The sequence below is a fragment of the Deinococcus yavapaiensis KR-236 genome (assembly GCF_003217515.1).
In the GTDB taxonomy this organism is placed as follows: Bacteria; Deinococcota; Deinococci; order Deinococcales; family Deinococcaceae; genus Deinococcus_A; species Deinococcus_A yavapaiensis.
The window spans coordinates 141,604-157,554 of sequence record NZ_QJSX01000005.1; the positions used below are offsets into that span (position 1 = coordinate 141,604).

At 64.0% G+C, this 15,951-nt stretch carries 15 protein-coding genes; 10 read left to right on the plus strand and 5 right to left on the minus strand.

The window, feature by feature from the left end; all coding sequences use genetic code 11:
* Positions 1-54: 54 nt before the first annotated feature.
* Positions 55-729: a class I SAM-dependent methyltransferase gene (locus DES52_RS08040; protein WP_110886280.1), complete on the minus strand. Its 675-nt coding sequence runs from the start codon at positions 727-729 to the stop codon at positions 55-57.
* Between the two features lie 78 nt (positions 730-807).
* On the opposite strand from DES52_RS08040, the gene DES52_RS23240 reads away from it, so the two are divergent.
* The 8 genes from DES52_RS23240 (at position 808) to rny (ending at position 9,017) form a co-directional block, all read left to right on the plus strand.
* A complete protein-coding gene (locus DES52_RS23240) occupies positions 808-1,632 on the plus strand; it encodes a phage holin family protein (protein ID WP_211317881.1) in 825 nt (274 codons plus the stop codon).
* On the plus strand, positions 1,629-2,090 hold the full coding sequence (locus tag DES52_RS08050) for a hypothetical protein (RefSeq protein ID WP_110886281.1): 462 nt from the start codon (positions 1,629-1,631) through the stop codon (positions 2,088-2,090). Before DES52_RS23240 ends, DES52_RS08050 begins: the two co-directional genes overlap by 4 nt.
* Positions 2,091-2,177: 87 nt before the next feature.
* Positions 2,178-2,555 carry a Fur family transcriptional regulator gene (locus DES52_RS08055; protein ID WP_110886282.1) on the plus strand — a complete coding sequence of 126 codons (378 nt, stop codon included), beginning with the start codon at positions 2,178-2,180 and terminating at the stop codon, positions 2,553-2,555.
* Between the two features lie 179 nt (positions 2,556-2,734).
* Positions 2,735-4,363, plus strand: coding sequence for a ribosomal protection-like ABC-F family protein (abc-f, locus tag DES52_RS08060; RefSeq protein WP_245900815.1), 1,629 nt, complete (start codon positions 2,735-2,737; stop codon positions 4,361-4,363).
* A 69-nt stretch (positions 4,364-4,432) separates the two neighbouring features.
* Positions 4,433-5,578: a CinA family nicotinamide mononucleotide deamidase-related protein gene (locus tag DES52_RS08065; RefSeq protein WP_245900817.1), complete on the plus strand. Its 1,146-nt coding sequence runs from the start codon at positions 4,433-4,435 to the stop codon at positions 5,576-5,578.
* Positions 5,575-6,126, plus strand: coding sequence for an RNA 2',3'-cyclic phosphodiesterase (gene thpR / locus DES52_RS08070; RefSeq protein WP_110886284.1), 552 nt, complete (start codon positions 5,575-5,577; stop codon positions 6,124-6,126). Before DES52_RS08065 ends, thpR begins: the two co-directional genes overlap by 4 nt.
* Positions 6,119-7,153 (plus strand): recombinase RecA, encoded by a 1,035-nt coding sequence (gene recA, locus DES52_RS08075; protein WP_110886285.1) that lies wholly within the window; start codon positions 6,119-6,121, stop codon positions 7,151-7,153. The genes thpR and recA overlap by 8 nt, the downstream gene beginning before the upstream one ends.
* Positions 7,154-7,379: 226 nt before the next feature.
* Positions 7,380-9,017, plus strand: coding sequence for a ribonuclease Y (gene rny / locus DES52_RS08080; protein WP_110886286.1), 1,638 nt, complete (start codon positions 7,380-7,382; stop codon positions 9,015-9,017).
* A gap of 64 nt (positions 9,018-9,081) precedes the next feature.
* Here the strand turns inward: rny and DES52_RS08085 are convergent, their stop codons facing one another.
* From DES52_RS08085 to DES52_RS08100, 4 genes are all read right to left on the minus strand, one after another.
* Positions 9,082-10,335 (minus strand): S41 family peptidase, encoded by a 1,254-nt coding sequence (locus tag DES52_RS08085; RefSeq protein WP_110886287.1) that lies wholly within the window; start codon positions 10,333-10,335, stop codon positions 9,082-9,084.
* A 109-nt stretch (positions 10,336-10,444) separates the two neighbouring features.
* Positions 10,445-11,452 carry an ABC transporter permease gene (locus DES52_RS08090; protein ID WP_245900818.1) on the minus strand — a complete coding sequence of 336 codons (1,008 nt, stop codon included), beginning with the start codon at positions 11,450-11,452 and terminating at the stop codon, positions 10,445-10,447.
* Positions 11,453-11,459: 7 nt separating this feature from the next.
* Entirely contained in the window at positions 11,460-12,488 is a 1,029-nt protein-coding gene (locus tag DES52_RS08095) for an ABC transporter permease (RefSeq protein WP_110886289.1), read from the minus strand.
* Positions 12,489-12,574: 86 nt separating this feature from the next.
* Positions 12,575-14,257 (minus strand): ABC transporter substrate-binding protein, encoded by a 1,683-nt coding sequence (locus DES52_RS08100; RefSeq protein WP_110886290.1) that lies wholly within the window; start codon positions 14,255-14,257, stop codon positions 12,575-12,577.
* Positions 14,258-14,537: 280 nt separating this feature from the next.
* Between DES52_RS08100 and DES52_RS08105 the strand changes: the two genes are divergently transcribed.
* Both DES52_RS08105 and DES52_RS08110 read left to right on the plus strand, forming a co-directional pair.
* Positions 14,538-15,557: a D-alanine--D-alanine ligase family protein gene (locus DES52_RS08105; RefSeq protein ID WP_110886291.1), complete on the plus strand. Its 1,020-nt coding sequence runs from the start codon at positions 14,538-14,540 to the stop codon at positions 15,555-15,557.
* Positions 15,558-15,566: 9 nt separating this feature from the next.
* Entirely contained in the window at positions 15,567-15,935 is a 369-nt protein-coding gene (locus tag DES52_RS08110; RefSeq protein ID WP_110886292.1) for a hypothetical protein, read from the plus strand.
* Positions 15,936-15,951 lie beyond the last annotated feature (16 nt).

Consider the following 15,951-nt stretch of genomic DNA (forward strand, 5'->3'; position numbering starts at 1 on the left):
GAGAGTGCAGCCAGGCAAACGTCTGGTTTTGTTACAAAACTCCTCCGGCGTCGCTCACGTTCGCTTGCCGTACAACTCGAATACGACGGGTCCGAATTCGAGAGCGGTCTGCAAGGAACAGGCCGGAAGGGCCGCCGCGACTTGAGCTCGGTCGGGGAAGGTCGCGCCGCCGAAGTGGCTCAGCAACGTCTGCACTTCGCCGCCCGTGCGCGCGACGTACATCGTCCACAGGCGTCCGCCCGGTTTGAGCAGGCGCTCCATCTCGGCGAGGGCCAGCAAAGGCCGCGCCGTCTCGCCGAGCGTCGCGCCCACGGTGATTCCGTCGAAGCTCTCGCTCGGCAAGCCGCTGTCCTCGACGTTCAAAAGGCCCCACTCGATGGCGTCGTTTCGCACGCGGGCGGACGCGGCCCGCAGCATGGCAGGCGAAATGTCGATGGCGAGGACGTCGCACTCCGCGCTCGCGAGCACGCCCGCGTAGAAGCCGGTAGACGTCCCGACGTCCAGCCAGCGTTCGCCCGGACGAGGCTTGGCGTGCGCGAGGAACAAGCGCGCTTCGCGTTCGAGCGGCAAGGTCGTTCCGCTCAAGAGCCCCAGGGAACGCGCGCGCCAAGCGTGGTAGCCCAACGCGGTCAACGGCGAGAAGTTGCTGCGCTGCGCGGTCGTCAGGAACACGCTTTCGTTGCGAGGCGTGCGTTTGACTTGTTCTTTAGAGAGCTCGCCCGTTCTCATCTAAACCATTATGCTGGGCCTCAGCGGAAGGACCGTACTCCACACCGCAGCCAACCGCACGGGAGAGGCACGAGAAACATGCAACCACAACCACCCAAAAGCATCGGCGGAGCGCTGGTGGACGTTTTCGACGCCGCCATGGCGCTCGTCAAGACTGAGATTCGCCTCGTCGCCCGCCGCGTCGGCAACGTCGCCAAGGAAAAGGGCCTGGGCGCGTTGTTGCTGCTCGCCGCCGCCGCGCCGCTGTCGCTCGCGCTGATCTTCTTGATCCTCGCGCTGTTCTACGGCCTCATCGCCTTGGGATTGCCGTCTTGGGCCAGCGCCCTCATCATCGCCATTCTCGCGCTCGTCGTCACGGGCATCCTCGTGATGCTCGGCATTCGCCGTCTCACGGCCGAAGTCAAGGACGACACGCCCACCGAGCAGGACCTCGTCCGCGAAGACGTGGGACGCGCCGAGAAGAAGCTGGACAAGGCCGAGAAGGACTTGGAGAAGAACGTCGAGAAGGGCGAGAAGCGCGTCGATTCGGCCGAGCGCGCCTTGGAGCGTGCCCGCGACCAAGCGCAGCGTTACGACGCGCCGTCCTCGGGTTCTTCGAGCGCTCCTCGAGCGGCGTACGATTCGGGCGCGACGAGCTCTTCTTCGAGCACGTCCTCTTCGAGCGCGTCGTCGGTCACCTCCGCCACGCCCATCGCTTCGAACAGCCGCGTGGTCCTGACGCCCGATACCACGGCGGGCACGTCCCCCATCGGAAGTACGCCGAGCGCGTCCACGTTCGACAACCCGAACATGACGAACTCGAATGTGGGCGCCGGAGCGCGACGTCGCTCGGCCGAGGACGACGGAATTCCCGTGAGCACGAAGCCGCAACTCGATGAGATCGACAAGGAGGACCGCAAGTGACGAATCCGAACTCCACTCCTTCGCGCGGAGACTCACGCGATCGGCTGCGCCGGTCGGTCGACGACCTCGCCGAGCGCGCCAACTTGTACGCGCAGATGCAGCAAGATCCCCTGAAGATCATCGGCGGAGCGAGCGGCGTCGGGTTGCTGCTGGGCTTGTTGCTGGGCACCCGCTTCAAGCGCACGCGCAAAGTCTACGTGGACGCCGCGTCGAGCCCCAAGGAACAAAAGGCCTTCGCCAAGGCGCAGGTGCGCGTCCAAAAGGGCGGCCAGAAAGGCGGAATCGGCGGCGCGCTCGTGGCAGCGGTCGTGACGATCGCGATTCGCGTGCTGCAAGACCGCGTCCTGCGTCCGCAACTCGAGCAGATGGCCGACCAGCTGCTCGATCGTGCCAGGAACGCCCAAAACGCCCCGAAGCCGAGCGCCGTGCCCGTCAAGTCGTCTCAACAAACTCCCTGACGGGTGGTTCGTTGCCCACGCCCGGCCTTCGCCGGGCGCTTCTTGATTTCGCATTCTCATGTTTGCCCCGTTTGCTAGACTTCGCTCGTGATTCAGCGCAACACCCGTCAGCGAGACACGATCCTGGCCGTTTTGGAGCGCGCGGAGGGACCGTTGAGCGCGCCCGAGTTGCTGTGCCGCGCGCAGCAGGATCTGCCGGGGCTGGGCATCGCGACGGTGTACCGCACGCTGAAATTGCTCACCGAGGACGGCCGGGTTCGCTCGGTGAACCTCGACGGCGAGTCGCTGTTCGAGCGCGCCGACTTGCCGCATCATCATCACTTCGCGTGTCGCGTGTGCGGCAAAGTGTTCGACCTCGACGTGTGCCCGCTCGCCTTGCCGCAAGGCTTGGCCGTGCCGCCCGGGTATCTCGTGGAAGGGCACGAGGTCACGCTGTACGGCGTGTGTCCGGGGTGCTCGGCGTGAGGCGCGACGAAGCGATCGGCCAATCGGCGTATGTTCGTTTCGGCTCATCGCGACTACGTTGAGGGCACCATCCAGGTTTCCTGGGGTCGTTTTTCGCCGCTCGTAGGAGTTCACGGTTTCATGACGCAAGCCCGCTGACGAACGTTTCCGCTTTCGTTCTCTCTTTCAGGGAGGTCAGTGTGCTATTGGCGCTTCATGACGTCGCCAAGTCCTTCGGCGATCGTCTTTTGTTCGAACACGTGAATTTCGAGGTGGAGCGCGGCGAGCACGTCGCGCTGATCGGCAGGAACGGTGAAGGCAAGAGTACCTTGCTGCACCTCCTCGCGGGTACGTTGGAGCCCGACGAGGGCCGCGTCGTGCGCGAAGGCCGCGTGCGCCTGCTTTCTCAGCACGTTTATCTTCCCGAAGAGGCGCTCTCGCTCGCCGTGATGCCCGCCGAACTGCGGGCGGCGAGCGAGCGTCTGAGCGCGGCGACGCAGCGCCTTCACGACGCGACGCCCGAGTGTCTGCAAGCATTCTCCGACGCCGAGGAGGCGTTTCAGGTGCTGGGCGGCTACGACTTCGAGGCGCGGGCACACGAAGTCCTCTCGGGCCTCGACTTGCCGAGCGACGCGCTTCCCTCGCGCTTGTCGGGCGGGCAGCTTCGACGAGCGAGCCTCGCTCGTCTCCTGCTCTCCCCCGCCGACTTCCTCCTGCTCGACGAGCCGACGAATCACCTCGACGTGGACACCTTGACGTGGCTCGAAGGCTGGCTGAACGACTCGCCCGCCGGAATCGTCGTGGTGTCGCACGACCGAGCGCTCTTGCAGCGCACGGTGTCGAGCGTGTACGAGGTCGAGCGCTTCGAGGTGCACGCGTATCCCGGGTCGTTCGACGAGGCGATGGCGGTGAAGGCGTCGCTTCGCGAAGCCGGGATGCGAAGTTACGAGGCTTACCGCCGAAAACGCGCCGCCTTGGAAGAGGAAATGCGGCGGCGGCGCAGCAAGGCCCGCAGCGCGAACACCTTCAATTCCGGGCGGGCACCGGACGGCGACAAGTTACTCGCCAAAAGCAAGTGGCAAAACGCCCAGAACGTCAACTCGTCACGGGCGAAGGCGCTGGAGAAGCGATTGGAGCGCATGGAGGTCGTCGAGAAACCGTTCGAGGACATGTTTCGCATCACCATTCCCTTGCCGAGCGTCACGGTGGGCCCGTCGGACGTCGTTCGGGCGGAGGGCTTGACGATCGCACGCGCCGACCGCGTCTTGCTCGACGACGTCTCCTTCACGGTGCGGCGAGGAGAGCGCGTGGCGCTCGTCGGACCGAACGGAGTCGGGAAGAGTTCCCTGATCGCGGCGATGCTCGGCCAATTGGAACCGCGAGGCGGTCGGATCATCCTGGGGCACGGCCTGGACGTCTTCTTCGCGTCGCAGCACGGCGAGGAGTTGGCGGCGTTCGAAACGTTGGAGGACGCGCTGCTCGGCGCGCAGCCCGCGTTGAGGCGGCCCGACTTGCATCCGTTGTTGGCGGGCTTGGGCTTGCCGCCGGATCCCAAGCGTCTGTTGTCGTCGCTGTCGGGCGGGCAACGCACCCGGTTGGCACTCGCCCGACTTGCCGTGACGCGCGCCCACCTGCTGGTGTTGGACGAGCCGACGAACCACCTCGACGTCGTCGCGATCGAGGCGTTGGAAAAGGTGCTGGGTGCGTATCCGGGCACGATCGTGTTCGCGTCGCACGACCGCCGCCTCGTGGCGCGGGTGGCGACGCGCACGTTGCGTTTCGGGCGCGAGCATGAACGCGGCTCGATCTTCGTGGAGGTGAAGGCGTGAGTCCGCAGGGTACACTCCTGCCATGTTCCCCCTCCCCACTTGCTACGTTTTCTGTTATACTGACGCGAGGTGGTTACGCTGATAGCAGAAATAATCAGTGTCGGAACCGAGTTGTTGCTCGGCGAAATCGTCGATACCAACGCGGCTTTCCTCGCCTCGGAACTCAAGAACCGAGGCGTGACGCTCTATCACAAGAGCGTCGTCGGGGATAACCTCGGTCGCGTCATCGAAACCCTTCGCCTCGCGCTGTCGCGCTCGGACCTCGTCATCCTCGGCGGCGGCCTCGGCCCCACCGACGACGACCTCACCCGCGAAGCCATCTCCGCCGCCATCGGAGAAACACCGATCGTGGACGACGCAACCCTTGCGCACATTCGCGCGCTGTTCGAATCGCGTGGGCGCACCTTTCCCGACTCCAACGCCAAGCAGGCTTGGCGCACTTCCAGCACCGAACTTCTTTCCAATCCCATCGGCACGGCGCCCGGCTGGTTCGTTCGCAAGGACGGCAAGCTGATCGTCGCGCTCCCCGGCCCGCCGCGCGAAATGAAGCGGATGTGGGCCGAGCAAGTCCTGCCTCGCCTTCCCCTGCCTTCGCGCGCCTTGTGGTCCACGACCCTGCACACGTGGGGCATCGGGGAAAGTCACGTCGCCGAGCATCTCGGCGAGCTCACCTTGCAAGCCAATCCCAGCGTCGCCACGTACGCCCGCCGTCACGGCGTGGACGTGCGCGTCGCCGCGAGCGCCGCCACGAGCGAGGAAGCCCGCGCGCTCGCGGTGCCGGTCTTGGCGACGGTGGAAGGCAAGCTGTCGCACTTCGTGTACGGACGCGATGACGAGACCCTCGCGGGTGTCGTCACCGAAGGCCTCTTTTCGCGTGGCGAGACCGTCACGAGCATCGAGGGAGGCACCGGTCTTCTCGCCGACCTTCTCAGCGACGCACGCAGCGAAGCCTACGTCGGTGGCGCCGTGCTGCCCGCCTTCGAGGCGACCGAGGAGGAAGCCGCCGCGCTCGCCGCGCAAGGCCGCGAGCGAGCCACGTGGTGCGTCGTGTCCTTGCCGAGCGAGGCGCGCAACCTGATCGCGGTGTCGGGTCCGACGTTCGAGCGCACCTCGTCCTTCGAGTGGCCCACGGATCGCCGCACCGGCAGCGAACGCGCCGCCTACGGCGCGCTCGCCTTGCTGCTGCGCGGTCTGCTGCGAGCGGAGGACGCGTGAGGCTTTTTTACGCCGTCACGGTTCCCACCGACGTGGCGACCATTCTGGCCGAGGCGCAGCGCGAGTTGCGCGGCAATTGGCGCCCCGTTCGGTCCGACCAGTTGCACGTCACCCTCGCCTACCTGCCGAACGTCGACGAGAAGGACGTCTCGCATCTTCGCGATCTCGGCCGTGATCTCGCGCGTCATCTCGCGCCCTTCACGGTACGTTTAAGAGGCACGGGGTATTTTCCCAACGAAGGCAGCCCCCGGGTCTGGTTCGTGAAGACGGACGCCCCGGAGCTCGACGAGCTCGCCGCCGGACTTCGCGCCGGTCTGCAAGTTCCCTTCGACGACAAGCCTTTCAAGTCCCACGTCACCCTCGCGCGCAAGAAGGGTCCCGCGCCGCGCCGCGCCCCGAAAGTCTTCGACCTCGCGTGGGAAGCTCAGCGTCTCGTGCTCTTCCACAGCGTCCTTCACAAGTCCGGTCCGCAGTACGACACGGTTTCCCACTTCGACTTCTCGGCGGCCCCCACTCCCGCCACGCCTCAGGAGGCACACCATGGATAAGGACAAGCTCAAAGCGCTCGAGACGGCCATGAGCCAAATCGAAAAGCAGTTCGGCAAGGGCAGCATCATGAAGCTCGGCGCCGAAAGCAAGCTCGACGTGCAAACCATCAGCACGGGCAGCCTCAGCCTCGACGTAGCGCTCGGCGTGGGCGGCATTCCCAAGGGTCGCGTCACCGAGATCTACGGCCCCGAGTCGGGCGGCAAGACGACCCTGGCGCTCTCGATCATCGCGCAGACGCAAAAGGCAGGTGGCACGGCCGCGTTCATCGACGCCGAGCACGCGCTCGATCCCGTGTACGCCCGCGCCCTCGGCGTGAACACCGACGACTTGCTCGTGTCGCAACCTGACAACGGCGAGCAAGCGCTCGAAATCATGGAGTTGCTCGTACGCTCGGGCGCCGTGGACATCGTCGTCGTGGACTCCGTCGCGGCGCTCACGCCGCGCGCCGAGATCGAAGGCGAAATGGGCGACTCGCTGCCCGGTCTGCAAGCGCGCCTCATGTCGCAAGCGCTTCGCAAGCTCACGGCGATCCTCTCCAAGACGAACACCGCCGCGATCTTCATCAACCAAGTGCGCGAAAAGATCGGCGTGATGTACGGCAACCCGGAAACGACGACCGGCGGTCGCGCGCTGAAGTTCTACGCGTCCGTGCGCCTCGACGTTCGCAAGATCGGCCAGCCTGTCAAGAGCGGGAACGACGCTGTCGGCAACACCGTCAAGATCAAGACCGTCAAAAACAAGGTCGCGCCTCCCTTCCAGGAAGTCGAGCTCACGTTGATGTACGGCAAGGGCTTCGATCAACTCAGCGACCTCGTGACGCTCGCCAGCGATTTCGAGATCATCAAGAAGTCGGGCTCGTTCTACTCGTACGGTGACGAGCGCATCGGGCAAGGCAAGGAAAAGGCCATTCAGTTCATCTCGGAGCGCCCCGAGATGGAGCAGGAGATCCGCGACCGCGTGCTCGCCGCGATCAAGGAAGGCCGCGCGAGCAAGCTCGTGACGGCGGGCGCGCCGAGCGAAGAGTAACCTCCCGGCTTCATGAGGAGCGGCCTTCCAGGGAAGGCCGCTCCTCATTTCCGCGCGCGCGAGTCCCTCTGACGCCGAAGAACTTCGGTGCTAAACTGAGCCATGAGTGTGAACGGTGCGCAACTGGCGCTCTTCTTGGCCGCCCTCGTGGGGCTGCTGGTGAAGAGACGCTTTTTCGTGCGTCCGTCTTCTCCGCTCAGACAACATCACCGAATCAAGGAGTCGCATGAGCAGCGTCATTTACGCGGTGCTCGGACTGCTGATAGGTGTGGCGCTCGGAGGGTACTACTTTTACGGACAAGGCTCACGCCAACGCGCGGCGATCGACGACTCGGCGCGCCGCCAAGCGGAAGCCGACGCCGAAGCAATCCGATCGGCTGCGCACGCGGAAGCAACGCGAATGCGCGAGGAAGCCGAGCGGGTCCGTTCAGACGCCGCACGACTCTATCAGGAGGCCGAAGCCAGAGAACGACAAGCCCTTTCGGAACGCGACCTCGCGCTCGCCGAGACGCAGCGCGAACGCGACAACCTGCGCTCCGAGCGTGCCGAGACTCGCCGTGAACGCGACGAGCTGAAGCGCGAGATCGAGCGCCTCAATCGTCGCGCCGAGCAACTCGACGCCCGCAGCGGCAAGCTCGACGTCCTCGAAGAAAAGTTGGAACGTGACCACCGCCGCGCCGAGGAAGAGCTGCGGAGCGTCGCCGAGAAGATGCGCCAAGCCGAAACGCGCCTGTACGAAGTGGCGAGCCTTTCGCCCGAAGCGGCGCGTGACATCATCCTCTCGAAGCTCGACGTGGAGCTCGAGGAGGAAAAGGCGATTCGCGTAAAGAACGCCATCGACAAGGCGACCACCGAAGCTCGCCCCAGGGCGCAAAGCATCATCGCGCAGGCCATTCAACGCTCCGCGTCCGAACGCAGCGCCGCCATGAGCGTCACCGTCGTGCCGATTCCGTCGGACGCGATGAAAGGGCGAATCATCGGACGAGAAGGCCGCAACATCCGAGCGTTCGAAGCCCTCACGGGCGTCGACCTCATCATCGACGACACGCCCGAAGCCGTCATCTTGTCGTCGTTCAATCCGATTCGGCGCGAAGTCGCCAAGCACGTCCTCGACGCCCTCGTCGCCGACGGCCGCATCCATCCCAGCCGCATCGAGGAAATGGTGCACAAGGCGCAGGAGGACATGAAAGTCTTCATTCACGCGCAAGGCGAAGAGGCGGCGATCGAAGCTGGGGTCATGGGCGTGAAGCCGGGCTTGCTACAGTTGCTCGGCCGGATGTACTTCCGCACGTCGTACGGGCAAAACGTCTTGAAGCACTCCGTGCAAGTCGCTCACCTCAGCGGAATTCTCGCGGCGGAACTCGGACTCGACGCGACGATGGCGCGCCGCGCGGGCCTCATGCACGATGTCGGCAAGAGCATCGACCGTGAAATCGAGGGCACGCACGTCGACATCGGCATCAACCTCGCCAAGCGCTTCGGCGAACCCGTCGAAGTGATCGACGCGATCGCGCACCACCACGACCCGGAGAACGGAGAGACGCTGTACAGCGTCCTCGTCGCGGCGGCCGACGCCATCAGCGCCGCGCGTCCCGGCGCTCGACGCGAGGAATTGGAGAACTACGTGCGGCGCTTGGAGAACTTGGAGCACATCGCCGTATCGTTTCCCGGCGTGTCGCAAGCGTACGCGCTGCAAGCAGGCCGCGAAGTGCGCGTCATCGTGCAACCCGAAAAGGTCACGGACGCCCAAGCGACGTTGCTGGCGCGCGAAATCGCGGGCCGTATCGAGCAGGACATGGAATACCCCGGCCAAGTGCAGGTGACGGTCGTGCGAGAAAGCCGCGCCGTCGAATACGCGAAGTAAACGCCATCCAAGAAGGCAAGCGAAGAGGGCGGACCGAACGATCGGTCCGCCCTCGATCATGCGCTTAGCGAAGCGCGCTGACGCCCAGTTGTTCGAGGCCTTTTTGCAGCATGACGTCAGTGCCACGCGCGAGCAGTTCGAAGTCGTCCGTCGCTGCGACGTCGGGGGTGACGCGCTGCTGATACGGAGTGCCGTCGGGCTTGGCGTAGTGCAGGGTCGTCACCGAAATCGCCGCGCCGTTCGACAGAGGAATGACGTTGGTCGCGGTGTTTCCCACACCCGCCGTGACTTCACCGATGATGGCGCCACGATTGGCATACTGGATTTCACGCGCGAAGAACTCGCTGCAAGACGCGGACGTCTTGTTGACGAGCACGGCGAGCGGTCCCGTCCACAACGCCGCTTGGTCGATTCCGCCGCGCGCGCGGCCCGCCGTGCGAATCACGCCGCGCGCCACGGTCGTCGGCACGCTTCCATCTGCGGTCTGCGCGACGCGCGTGAACGTGGGCACGAACGCGCTCACGCTGTAGTCGCACTCGGCGAGCGAGCCGCCGCCGTTGTCACGAAGGTCCACGACGATGGCGCTGGCGTTCTTACGCTGCGCTTCGCGAACCAAGTTGTGCACGGTCTGACCGACGTTTGCGCCCGTGACAGGATCGTTGCCCGTCAGAAAAGTCGAAATGCGAAGCACGGCGACGCTGCCGACGAAGGAAAGCTTCGGCAAATCCACGGTGCTCGTGACGCTCGCCTGAATGGTAAAGGTGACGTTCTGGTCTCCGCGCTTCGCTTCGAGACGGATCGGCGAACCTTTCGTGCGGCTGTCGCGCAGCAAGTCGTACGTATACGGCGTCCCGTCGATCGTGACGAGGCGGTCGCCGCGCTTGAGACCGGCGATGTCCGCCGGACTTCCGGCGATGACGTCCGTGACGACTTGCTCGGACGAGCCTTGCAAGTTGCCGAGCTTCACTCCGTATTGCAACCGCGAACCGCCGCTTGAGCGCGCTCGGAAGTCGGCGAAGGCGTCGGGCGTCATGAAGTACGTGTGCTCGTCGCCGAGCTTCTCGATGGCTTTGTTAATGACAGGGTAGGCTTTTTCGACGCTGCAAGCCTCACCCGCGTCGCCACAGGCCTGCTCGAGGTCCGTACGCGCGACGCCCACGAGATTCTTGAGATCCACGGTGCTGAGGCCGCCGTAGCGGCTTTGCAATGCTTGACCGACTTCATCGAGCAGTTGCTGAGCAGGCGAGGCGGCGGAGGCGAACGAAAGGGAGACGGTCGCGGCAGCGGTCGCGGCGAGCGTGAAGAGACGACGATTCATGTCCCTCTATTGTGGAACTGCAAGATAGAAAAAGGATGTATTTCTTACGAGATTACTCAGAAACGAGAAAGGCACGTCCTCTTGTGGACGTGCCTGACAGGGAGAAGGGTCAGCGCGAACGGGGATCGAACGCGTCACGCGCGGCACTGCCGAGCAAGTTCCAGCCCAAGCTGAAGAGCACGATCGTGATGGCCGGGAAGAACGTGACGTACCAGTAAGCGAGAGGCGCGCTGGGCGGGCCTTGCATCCACGTGCGAGCGAACGCCATGACTTGACCCCAATCGGCGTATCCGAAGGGCAAGCCCAAGCCGAGGAAGGAAATCGCGGCGATCGACAGTGGAATCGTTCCGAAGTCGAGCACGGCCGTGGCGATGACGGACGTCAGGCTGTTCGGTACGACATGCTTGAAGATCATTCGACTGTCACGGGCGCCGAGGCTGCGCGCCGCGTCGACGTACTCGAGCTGGCGGGTGCGCAAAATGTCGCCTCGTACGATTCGCGCGTATCCGGCCCACCCGGTGATACTGAACGCCAACACGATCGTCGAAACGCTGGGCTTGAGAATCGTGATGAGGACCACGAGGAGCACGAAGCCCGGGAAAGCGAAGATCACGTCGATGAACCGCTGCACGATGTTGTCGACCCAACCCCCGTAATACCCCGAAATCGCGCCGATCATAATCCCGAGCGCGAGCGTGATTCCGACGATGATCACCGCGAAGCGGAGGGACGTCCGCGTACCCCACACGAGGCCGTAGAAGATATCGTAGCCACGACTCGTTCCCAAAATGGCAGTTTTGCCGGGCGGCGTCGGCGTGTCGTCGAACGAGAGGCGAGGAATTTGGTAGCACGACTGGGGCGGCATGAAGATGGCTTGCCAAAAGGCGCCGCCCAAGGGGTTGCGCACTTGAGTCGACGTGCTGAGGTTGAGGTCACGCAGGCAGTTCTCGCGGGGCGTCGCGATGAGGGGCGCGAAGACCGCCACGAGCGCGAAGAACGCCACGAACACGAACCCCGTCATTCCGAGGGGATTGCGCCGCAGCTTGCGCATCGGGCGTGAATTCCACCAAGATTCACGCGCTTCTAGAGGTTGCCGCGCCGTGGGAAGTGTGGTCATTGCCATATCAATCGAACCTCACGCGCGGATCGACCAAGCCGTAGAACAAGTCGTTGAGGGTGCTGATGAGCACGACGATCACGGCGGCCAGCAGCGCAAACCCGAGAATGCCCGCGACGTCGAATTGGGCGGCGGCCGTGGCGGCCCACTGACCGATTCCGGGGTAGCCGAAGATCGTTTCGGTGATGATCGAGCCGCTCAAGAGGCCGATGATGGTGAAGCCACCCAGCGTGACGATGGGCAGCAGGGCGTTGCGACGCGCGTGCTTGAGGTTGATGGAGCGGGGCGGCAAGCCTTTGGCGCGGGCGGTGCGAACGAAGTCGCTCGACAGGACGTCGAGCAGGTTCGCGCGCATCACCATGGTGATCCCCGCGCTCGACACGATCACGAGCGTCAAGGCGGGCAGCACGAGGTGGTGAAGCGCGTCGAGCAGCAAGCTCCAGCGTCCGTTGAGAAGCGCGTCGACAGTCACCAGGCCCGTGTAACGATGAAAATTCGGGTCGGCGAGGTCGAACAGGGCCGTCAAGCCGACGTTTCCGGCTTGCGGAAACCAGCCGAGGTAGCCGTAGAACACGACGAGCAACACGATTCCGAGCACGAAAGTGGGGAGACTGTACCCGATCGTCGCGAAGATGCGGATGAATTGATCTATGAAGCGGTCCTTGTTGAGGGCCGCGAGGGTTCCGAGCCACACGCCGAACAAGATGATCGGCACGGCGGCGAAAAGCGACAGTTCGATCGTGGCTGGCAGGCGCTCCCGAATCGTGTCGATCACCGGCTTGGCCGACGCTTTCGAGAAGCCGAGGTCGCCTTTGACGGCCGAGGAGAGCCAGCGGCCGTACTGCACGAGGTACGGCTTGTCCAGACCGCGCTCCTCGATGATCCTGTCGATGTTGCGCGCCTGCTGTTCGTTGGTGATGTAGGCGCTCGCGCGTTCGGCGGGCGTCAGCAATTGCAGCAATCCGACGATCAGGAGCGTCAACGCCAGCAGCACGAACGGAAGTTGCACGAGGCGACGAAGTACGAAGGTCGTCATATCAAATCCCACCCTTGGCGAAGTCAGCCCTTCACGCAGCAAGGCGGACCGTCCCGAAGGTCGGCCCGCCCGATCGCGTGCTCAGCTTACTTGCTGAGATCCTTCCACAGCGTGCCCGTCTCGAAGTTCACCATGGGGTTGTAGGCCCCCTTCGACACGCCCTTGAGCTCGTCACGCACGACCGTGAAGCTCACGTCCGCCGGAATGAGGATGTACGGCGCGAGTTGGTACGCACGGTTGGCGACTTGCTTGTAGAGGCTGTTACGCCTCGAAGCGCTCGTGGTGGCCCGAGCTTGGTCGAGCCACTTGTCGACGCTCGCGTCCTTGAAGTTCGAGCGGGGGAAGTAGTACCCGTTCGAGGAGTAGAAGACGTACATGAAGTTGTCCGGGTCAGCGTAGTCGGGCGCCCATTGCAAGATCACCATGGGTTCCTTGCCCGACTTGGAGTCGTTGAGCAGGGTGCTCCACTGCTTGGCGATGACTTCGACCTTGAACTTCGGGTTGATCGCTTCGATGTTGCGCTTGAGCATCTCGGCGGCCGTTTGCGACGCCGCGGCGCCCGCGCGGTAGTTCATCTTCAGCACGAAGCCGTTCTTCCACAGCTCGCCGCCGAAGGCGCGCTTGAAGTAGGCTGTCGCTTGCTTGGGATCGTACTCGTACGTCTTGACGTCCTTCGCGTAGCCGGGGAAGGTGTCGGGAAGGAGCATCGTGCGTTGCACGCCCTTGCCGAGTTGCACTTCCTTGATGTAGCGGTCGTAGTCGAAGGCATAGGAGAACGCGCGCCGCACGTTGACGTCGCTGAAGAAGTTCGCCGGGATGCCCTTGCCGTCCAGCTTGCCGCTGCCGAGAAGCGTGTCGTCCTTGATGCTCTCGTTCATGAAGAACGCGCGCGCTCCGGTGTTGGGAAGGCCGTCGATGATGTTGATGCCGGGAGCGTCGAGTTGCGACAAGGTCGAGCGGGGACCAGGTTCGATGACGTCGGCGTCACCACGCTTGATCGCTTCGTAGCGCGAAGCCTGCTCGGTCACCTTTTGGAAGATCACGTTCTGGATAGCGGGCTTCTTGCCCCAGTAGCCCGCGAAGGCGCGCGCGAGGAGGTTGTTCGCGTCACGACGAACGAGTTGGTAGGCGCCCGTGCCGTTCGGCGCCTTCGAGAGCGCGGAGTCGTTGAGGTCCTTGCCGACCCACTGCTTCGAGTTGGCTTCCTTGCCGTCCCACTCGCCGATTTTGGCGGAGTACTCCTTGTCGACGATCGCGGCGCCCGTGAAGGCGAGCTTCGCAAGGAACGCGGGGTCGGCTTTGGGCAGCGTGAAGACGAGGTCGCCGTTCTTGCACTCGACAGCGTTGTTGAGCTTGGCGAACGTGACGTCACCGGAAATCAGGGACTCGACGAGGAACCAAGTCCACGATTCCGCGCTGTTCACCAAGAGCGCACGCTCGAAGCTGTACTCGGCGTCGTCGCAGGTCATGGTGTCACCGTTGTGGAACTTCACTCCTTGGCGAAGCTTGAAGGTGTACGTCTTACCGCCGTTCGACGCCTTCCAGCTCGTGGCGAGAAGGGGTTCGAGTTCCGTCAGGCTGTTGCCCTTGTAGGTCAGCAGCGTTTCGTAGAGGTTTTCGACGATACGGCCCGACACGGTGTCGTACGTCATGACGGGATCGAGCGTCGGGATGTCAGACGACCCTTGGTAGACGAGCGTGTCCTTGGGAGTCGCCGCCAAAGCGGTGCTCAGCAAGGCAAGCGAAACGATCAAACCAAATTTCTTCATGTTTCCTCCTGGTACAGGACGTCACCTGACCTGTACCGTTGTCAACCGAACGGCTTTTCGGCGTGTTGGCTGGACGAACAATAACAAGTCGTGAGAAGAAATGCAATTAGCTTGTGTGAGAGCCAATGAATCGCCTTTGAACCGAGTTCAAACTTCGCAGACGGCGAAGAAGTCCCGGTTTTATGAGAGCCACCTTCGGGCACGCGGAGCTTTTTCTCGTTCACCTCATGCAAATTCTTGCATCCGCACTCCAAGTCGCGCGTGCTCTACACTGGGCGCCGTGAAGAAGCGCATTCTCCTCCTCGCGGGCGGGCAGTCGGGCGAACACGAAGTGAGCTTGTCCAGCGCGAGGAGCGTTCTGAAAGCCCTCCCGCAAGACGTTTTCGAGGTCACCCCCCTCGTGATCTCGAAAGAGGGACGCTGGTTGGAAAGCGGAGCCTCGCGCCTCGCGTTGGAAGCGGGCCACGCCGAGACGGGCGGCGACCTCGTGTTGAGCGGCGCCCAACGCGCGAACGACTTCGACGTCGTCTTTCCCCTCCTGCACGGCCCCATGGGAGAGGACGGGACCGTGCAAGGTCTGCTGACGCTCGCGGGCCTGCCTTTCGTGGGCAGCGGCGTCCTCGGAAGCGCCGTGTCGATGGACAAGGTGATGGCCAAGAGCGTGCTCGCCGCGCACGGCGTACCTCAAGTCGCGTATCGTCTCGTGTTGCGCGGCGAGTGGCGTCAAACGCCCGAAGCGGTCGTGGCGCAGGCACGCGAACTCGGCTTTCCGCTGTTCGTGAAGCCCGCCAATCTCGGATCGAGCGTCGGCATCAGCAAGGCCCGCTCCGAAGAGGAACTCACGCCCGCGCTCGACCTCGCGTTCAGCCTTGATCGCCGAGTGATTCTCGAGGCGATGACGAGCGGAAAGCCGCGCGAACTGGAAGTCGGAGTTCTCGGCAACGACGCGCCCACCGCGTCGGTCGTGGGCGAATTGCGCTTCGGCGCGGACTTCTACGACTATCACACCAAGTACACCGAGGGCGAGGCGACGATGCACATCCCCGCGCCCGTACCTCGCGCCGTCTCCGAGCGTATTCGCGAACTCGCCCTGACAGCCTTCAAGGCGCTCGACTGCGCGGGGCTCGCCCGAGTCGACTTCTTCTACGTGGAGGCGACGGGCGAGTTGTACCTCAACGAAGTGAACACCATGCCGGGCTTCACGACGACGAGCATGTATCCCAAGTTGTGGGAAGCGTCGGGACTCGGGTACGCCGAATTGGTCACTCGGCTCGTGGAATTGGCGCTCGAGGCGCGTTAGAACACGGTCATGACGACGAGCGAACTCAGCAACTTCCAGTACGGCGCGCCGAGGTTCCTGCTCGGATACGGCGTCGGCACGGCGCTGTACTTCCTGATCTCGGGCATCGGAACCCTGCTGCTGACCGACCCCTGCAAAGGACACACCTTCCTGGCGATCATCATTCCGACGATTTTGGGACCCGGCGGACTCGGGCTCACGGCGCTTCTCTGGCGGCGCGGCTGGGGAATGTTCGGCGTCGGCATGGCCGTCGCGGCGCTCTTCCCCGCCCTGTTCGTGGGATCGCGCGCACTGGAGTACCTCAAGGAGATCGGGTGCGCCCCGATTCCGCCCGGCTTCGTGACGCCGCAACCCGGTACGAACCCGTTCCGGCCGTGAGGACGCTTGCGAGGAC